Here is a 4508-nt window from a genome sequence, read left to right as displayed (position 1 = left end):
CACGGACGCCTTGATCCGGGCACTGAGCAGGCAGGCTGCCACCAGCGCCTGGTAGAGCGGCTGCGGGGTGTTCTTCAGCTTGATGCCGGCGTCCTCGGCGTAGGTGTGGCCCTCGCTGTCCAGCAAGGCCTCGACCGTCGCCTTGTCCTTCGCACGGTCCCGGGGTCCGGTGGTCCCGGTCATCACACATCACCTTCTCGGGAAGCGAAGCATCGCCTCAGGCCCCGCTGCTACCCGGCCACCCGCGCCCTACACGGCGTAGCGCCCCCGCCCTTCATCGCCCGCCGCCGACTCACCCGAGGGGTGCAGCCGGTAGACGGCGAAGGCCCGGTCGATCACGGGCTGCGCCACGTTGCGGACACGTACGCCCCCTGCCGTCATGCCCCGCTCGACACCACGGTGCGCGTGGCCGTGCACGGCCAGGTCGGCGCCACCCTCGTCGATCGCCTCCGCCAGGAGGTAACTGCCGAGGAAGGGATGGATCTCCGGGGGTTCCCCGGCCAGCGTGTCCGCCACCGGGGAGAAGTGCGTGAGCGCCACCCGTACCGTGCCCTCGTCCCGCGGCAGTTGCTCGAGCGATGTGCGCAGACCCGTCGCGCAGCGGCGCGTCAGGGCGACGAAGGCCTTCATCTCCGGTTCTCCGAACTCGCCGGCGCTCCGTCCGGCGAAGCCGCCGCCGAAGCCCTTGGTGCCGGCGACGGCCAGCCGCGTGCCGCCGAGGTCGACGACCGTGCCCTCTCCCTCCAGGACGGTGACCCCCGCCGCGGTGAGCACGTCTGTCACCTCCGCCTCCTGTCCGCTGTGGTAGTCGTGGTTGCCCAGGACGGCCACGACGGGCACCTGCAGCCCGGCGACCTCGCCGGCGACGACCGCGGCCTCCTCCACGGTCCCGTGCCGGGTGAGATCGCCGGCGAGCAGCAGGACGTCGGCACACTCGGGCAGCGTGTCGAAGGCCGGCCGGAGGGTGCCGCGGCTGTCCTCGCCCAAGTGGATGTCTCCGACGGCGGCCACGCGGATCACGGGAGGTCCTCGGCGTGGTCGGGAGCCGCGGAGCTCGTGATCCGCAGATCGCAGACGACGGGCGAGCCTCCGGACACCTCCCCGGCGATCCGCATGATCGCGTCGCGGGACATAGCGTCGGACACGGTGCCCGACAGCACCACAGCGCCGCCGCGCTCCTCGACGCGGACGCCGAGCTCGGCCACCTCGTCACCGGCCAGGCGGCGGCGCAGTCGCTCGATGAGGTAGTCGTCCGCGGCGGTCATGACGCCACCTCCCTGGGTGCGATGACGCCCAGGCGTTCGAGGAGGTAGAGGAAGGCGTCGGGCAGGGGCTCCGCATGGTAGTGCGCGCGTATCCGGTCCCAGTCGATGCGCTCGCGCAGAGTTCTCGCCAGGGGCAGCAGCGCGCCGAGGTCGCAGTGCTGCTCGGTCAGAGCGCTGAGGAGGGTGCTCAGCAGCTCGGTGGGCGGCAGGACGGGCATGCGTACGGAATCCACCGGCAGCACCGGGGCGCTCTGCAGGAGTTCGGTGGTCACCGGCCGGCGTCCGAGCTCGAAGATCAGGTCGATGTCCTCGCCGCCCGCACGTGCCTTGACCAGCCAGTCCTCCGGAGCGGGGACGGCCTGCACGCCGTCGTCAGCCAGTGCCGCCAGTACCGCCTCGCCGTCCTCACGGCGCACGCAGAAGTCTGTGTCGTGCTGCAGGCTGCCGGGCACTCCGTGCGCGTAGGCCGCGACGCTACCGGTCAGCGCGAAGGGCAGGCCCGCTGCCTTCAGCACGGTCGCCACGCGCTTGGTGGTCTCCAGGATGGCCTGGGTGTGGTCCGCCGGCAGGGAGGCTCCTCCCGTGGACTCCACGTGCGCGGCGCCCTTTTCGGGCGCGCCCTCTTCGGCGGCCAGGCGCAGCCGGGCCTGCGTGTGGGCGGCGTCGGCATCGTTCATGACCCGGGTCTCCGTCCTGGCTAACCCCGCTCCATCTGCCTCCGGTGTCGGGCGGGGCATGCGCGTGCTCCTTCGGGCGCGTACCCACCTGCGGCCTTGGCACGCTCCCGGCGCTCGCACCTCGCAGCAGGTTCAGCCGCGCGGCGGACGTCCGGTGCGGAGCATGCGCAGAAGCGCTCCCCGTCGATCGATCTGTGTTTGCCGAGATAGGGGCCGGGCACGCGAAGGAGGCGCGGTGGCGCGCGCCCTTGCCGCCCCTGACATAGCCCCTGACATGGAAGACGGTCGGGCTCCGCCGGGAATCGTGTGCCGCGAAGCCCCTCCGGTTCGCTCAATCCGTTGCGAGTGCCCGCAGGGTCGAGCCGCAAGCGGGAGCGGCAGTACGAGCACATCAAGGAGAGTGCCGAGAACCGGGGCGAGAGCGAGAAGCGGGCCAAGGAGATCGCCGCCCGTACGGTCAACAAGGAACGCGCCCGGGCGGGTGAATCCAAGACCGCCAGCCGCTCCTCCATCGAGGACATGTCCTCGGGCAAACGCGGCGGACAGCGCTCCGGCAAGGGTTCCCAGGGACCCACTCGCGACCAGCTCTACGCCGAGGCCAAGCGCCGCAACGTCGACGGTCGCTCCCACATGAACAAGGCCGAACTCCAACGCGCCCTCGGCGACAGCTGAGCGCACGCGGGGGCGGTCCCGCCGATTCGCGGGTCGGACCCATGACACGCCGAGTGATCGTCTATCCGCCATCAGAAGCCGGCGGCCGACACGTGCGCGCGACCGACCCCGACCTGGTCGAGTGGCGTGGAGCCGGCCCGGCGGTGTGGCGGTGCGGACCGGGCACACTGATGGACCTGCCGGACGGCAGGGTGCGCTGCCATATCCACCTCATGGCCGCGGAGGACTGATGCCGCCCGGCAGGCGGAGGCGGGCGGCGAGCAGGGCGGCGTCGATGTCGCTGGTACCGGTGGCCACGCAGAGGGTGTATGCGACGTCGTCGAGCCGTCGGCGGACCTCGGGGTCCCCGGTGTTGAGCAGGCTGAGGGTCCGGTAGCGGTCTACCAGGTCGGTCAGGCGGCGGGGTGGGCCATCAGCACGGCATCTCCTCAAACTTCCCGGTCGGTGGCGGCTCGTGCCGCTCCTCAGGGCAGTGCCGTACCGCCCGTGGCGTTGACGACCTCGGCGGTGACGACCTCGGCGGTGACGTAGCTGGCGCGCTGGGAGGCGAGGAAGACGTACGCCGGGGCCATCTCGGCCGGCTGGGCGGGGCGGCCGAGCGGGGACTGCTTCCCGAACTCGGTGGTATCCGGGAGGGTCGCCGGAATGAGCGGGGTCCACACCGGCCCCGGGGCGACCGCGTTCACCCGGATCCCCTTGGAGGCGACCATCTGGGCCAGTCCCTGGGTGAAGTTGACGATCGCCGCCTTCTCATGGCGTAGTCCAGCAGATGAGGACTGGGCTTGTAGGCCTGCACGGGCCTGGTGTTGATGATCGAGCCGCCGGCGGCGAGATACTCGAGGGCCATCTTCGACGCGGAGGGCCTGTTCGCCCTGCGCGGGGCGACCACGCGCGCCCGCGACGAGCTGGCGGACACCCTGGCCGACTGCGCGCAGGGGGTGGCGCGGGCCACCGGCACCCGAGCGGAGACCACCACCGCCGACACCGGCTACGACCATTTCCGCAACAGCGCCGTCCTGTCCTCACTGTTCACCGCCCACCTGGCCCGGGCGGGCCTCCAGGCGGGCGAGCCGTTGCCGGGCGTCTACCTTGGCTCCTCGGACGTCGGCACGGTCAGCACCAGTCTGCCCACCATCCACCCGTTCCTGGCCATCACGGGGGCGGACGGTTCCGACCACACACCGCAGTTCGCCGCCGCCGGGGACGGCTCCCGCGCCCGGGAGGTGATGCTGGCCGCGGCCCAGGCGCTGGCGTGCACCGCAGCCGACGTCCTGGTCGATCCACGAGTCCCCGTGGCGGCCTGGGCCGAACATCGTCGTCCGGATGGCTGACAAAGGGGGCGTACCCGGCCTGCGACCGGGAAACAGCCCCAAAGAAGACCGTCGACCGCACGCCGACCCGGAAGGGAGCCATGTGATGGGACACGGCGGAAACGTCATCGCAGAACTCACGGCCGACCACCGCGAGGTGGAGGAGTACTTCGCCCGTCTGCGAGCTCTGCCCGCGGGTGACAAGGAACTCCGGAACGTGCTCGACGAGGTCACCATCGAGCTGGTGCGCCACTCGGTGGCCGAGGAGATGTACCTGTACCCGGCCGTCCGGAAGCACCTGCCCGGCGGGGACGCCCTGGCCGACAAGGAGATCCAGGAACACGCCGAGGTCGAACAGGTCCTCAAGGACCTGGAGGACATCGACGTCGACGACTCCCGTTTCGACCGGATGGTGCAGAAGCTGGTCACCGACGTCACCGAGCACGTGAGGGAGGAGGAGCATCAGCTCTTCCCAAGCCTGGCGCAGGCATGCTCGCCCGAGCAGCTCAACGAGCTCGGGGACCAGGTCCGCCGGGCCAAGAAGGTCGCCCCGACCCGCCCGCACCCCAGCGCCCCGGACACCC

7 protein-coding genes and 3 pseudogenes are annotated in these 4508 nt (G+C 71.3%); 4 read left to right on the top strand and 6 right to left on the bottom strand.

The features are described from left to right. From PV341_RS43965 to PV341_RS43950, 4 genes and pseudogenes are all read right to left on the bottom strand, one after another. Positions 1–183 (bottom strand): annotated as a pseudogene (locus PV341_RS43965) (endonuclease); the annotation flags it as partial. 66 nt (positions 184–249) lie between these two features. Further along, positions 250–1020 carry a metallophosphoesterase family protein gene (locus PV341_RS43960; RefSeq protein ID WP_500332203.1) on the bottom strand — a complete coding sequence of 257 codons (771 nt, stop codon included), beginning with the start codon at positions 1018–1020 and terminating at the stop codon, positions 250–252. Then, the gene (locus PV341_RS43955) at positions 1017–1265 is read right to left on the bottom strand and encodes a BON domain-containing protein (RefSeq protein ID WP_500332204.1); all 249 of its coding nucleotides are present in this window, start codon (positions 1263–1265) and stop codon (positions 1017–1019) included. Before PV341_RS43955 ends, PV341_RS43960 begins: the two co-directional genes overlap by 4 nt. Next, positions 1262–1942 (bottom strand): nucleotidyltransferase family protein, encoded by a 681-nt coding sequence (locus tag PV341_RS43950; protein WP_500332205.1) that lies wholly within the window; start codon positions 1940–1942, stop codon positions 1262–1264. Before PV341_RS43950 ends, PV341_RS43955 begins: the two co-directional genes overlap by 4 nt. A gap of 345 nt (positions 1943–2287) precedes the next feature. Between PV341_RS43950 and PV341_RS43945 the strand changes: the two genes are divergently transcribed. Both PV341_RS43945 and PV341_RS43940 read left to right on the top strand, forming a co-directional pair. Beyond that, positions 2288–2614: a plasmid stabilization protein gene (locus tag PV341_RS43945; protein ID WP_500323967.1), complete on the top strand. Its 327-nt coding sequence runs from the start codon at positions 2288–2290 to the stop codon at positions 2612–2614. Between the two features lie 92 nt (positions 2615–2706). Continuing rightward, complete coding sequence (locus PV341_RS43940) at positions 2707–2844, top strand: hypothetical protein (RefSeq protein WP_500332216.1); 138 nt, start codon at positions 2707–2709, stop codon at positions 2842–2844. On the opposite strand, the pseudogene PV341_RS43935 reads toward PV341_RS43940, so the two are convergent. Beyond that, positions 2825–3033, bottom strand: a pseudogene (locus PV341_RS43935) (DUF5133 domain-containing protein). The gene PV341_RS43940 and the pseudogene PV341_RS43935 sit on opposite strands and share 20 nt — an antisense overlap. Before the next feature lie 45 nt (positions 3034–3078). Then, positions 3079–3449: pseudogene (locus PV341_RS43930) on the bottom strand (SDR family oxidoreductase); the annotation flags it as partial. Between PV341_RS43930 and PV341_RS43925 the strand changes: the two are divergent. Beyond that, positions 3424–3945 carry a zinc-binding metallopeptidase family protein gene (locus PV341_RS43925; protein ID WP_500332206.1) on the top strand — a complete coding sequence of 174 codons (522 nt, stop codon included), beginning with the start codon at positions 3424–3426 and terminating at the stop codon, positions 3943–3945. The pseudogene PV341_RS43930 and the gene PV341_RS43925 overlap by 26 nt on opposite strands. Before the next feature lie 85 nt (positions 3946–4030). Further along, on the top strand, positions 4031–4508 hold a 478-nt coding region (locus tag PV341_RS43920; RefSeq protein ID WP_500360849.1), incomplete at its 3' end, for a hemerythrin domain-containing protein.

The organism is Streptomyces sp. PA03-1a (assembly GCF_033792805.1).
Classification (GTDB): domain Bacteria; phylum Actinomycetota; class Actinomycetes; order Streptomycetales; family Streptomycetaceae; genus Actinacidiphila.
The sequence above is the reverse complement of the archived record's forward strand: the minus strand, read 5'-3'. Positions and strand labels throughout refer to the sequence as shown.

Coding starts and splice junctions, on each gene's coding strand:
- PV341_RS43955 (WP_500332204.1), bottom strand. CDS start 1,265: ATGACCGCCGCGGACGACTACCTCATCGAGCGACTGCGCCGCCGCCTG.
- PV341_RS43950 (WP_500332205.1), bottom strand. CDS start 1,942: ATGAACGATGCCGACGCCGCCCACACGCAGGCCCGGCTGCGCCTGGCC.
- PV341_RS43925 (WP_500332206.1), top strand. CDS start 3,424: ATGATCGAGCCGCCGGCGGCGAGATACTCGAGGGCCATCTTCGACGCG.